The organism is Candidatus Termitispirillum reticulitermitis, from assembly GCF_054655775.1.
Window position 1 is genome coordinate 1 of record NZ_BAAIHG010000206.1, and the last position, 677, is coordinate 677.

At 45.3% G+C, this 677-nt stretch carries 1 protein-coding gene; it reads right to left on the bottom strand.

The genetic code is table 11. From position 1 onward, the window contains the following. The coding region (locus AC1MDJ_RS08310; protein WP_479690444.1) for a DUF6088 family protein at window positions 1-472 on the bottom strand (472 nt) is incomplete at its 3' end. Between the last annotated feature and the right edge of the window lie 205 nt (window positions 473-677).

Below are 677 nucleotides of genomic sequence, written 5' to 3' on the forward strand. Positions count from 1 at the left end.
TCTTGCCCAGCGATTTCAGCGCTTGGATTACAAGGTTTGCCTGCTCGTTGCCTATGACGCTTTCGCGCAACATCCTATGGCGGAATTCAAGCGTGGTGTTTCCGATTTTGTATTTTCGCGGGCTTCCACTGGAAATAAAAATATAGCGCGCCGGCACCTGCGTTGAAAGATTCAGATAATTCAGCGCGGTATTGCCTTCGGGGAAAATCGCCCAGTTATATTTGCGGGCAAGCGCATAGGCGACCCGCTGTATGTCCGGCGCGACTATTTCCTGCAAGAGTGCGCTATACGACGGATAATAGTAAAGCCCCGGAAGAATGCGTGCAATTTTTCCTTCTTTTGCCAAATCGGTCAAAGAGCGGTCTATTTCCCAGCGTTTTAGGTCGGGTAGGAAATCAACAGCGGAGAACACCCAACCCTTGCCGCGCCCATAAATGCGCGAAAGAATGCGGTTTTTAGCGGTTTCTTTCATAATTCGCTCCTGCTATTTTGTAGAAATATAGCATAGTTTTTCTACAAAATCCAGCGACATTTAGTAGAAAAAATACAGAGTCTGCTATCTCGAACTTTCCATTTTCGGTGTTTTGATGTGCTGTGCTGACACGGATATAACCATAAGTCATAACAATATCCCCTCCAGTTATTGATATGACCATTGTATGCAGTTTGTAATTTTA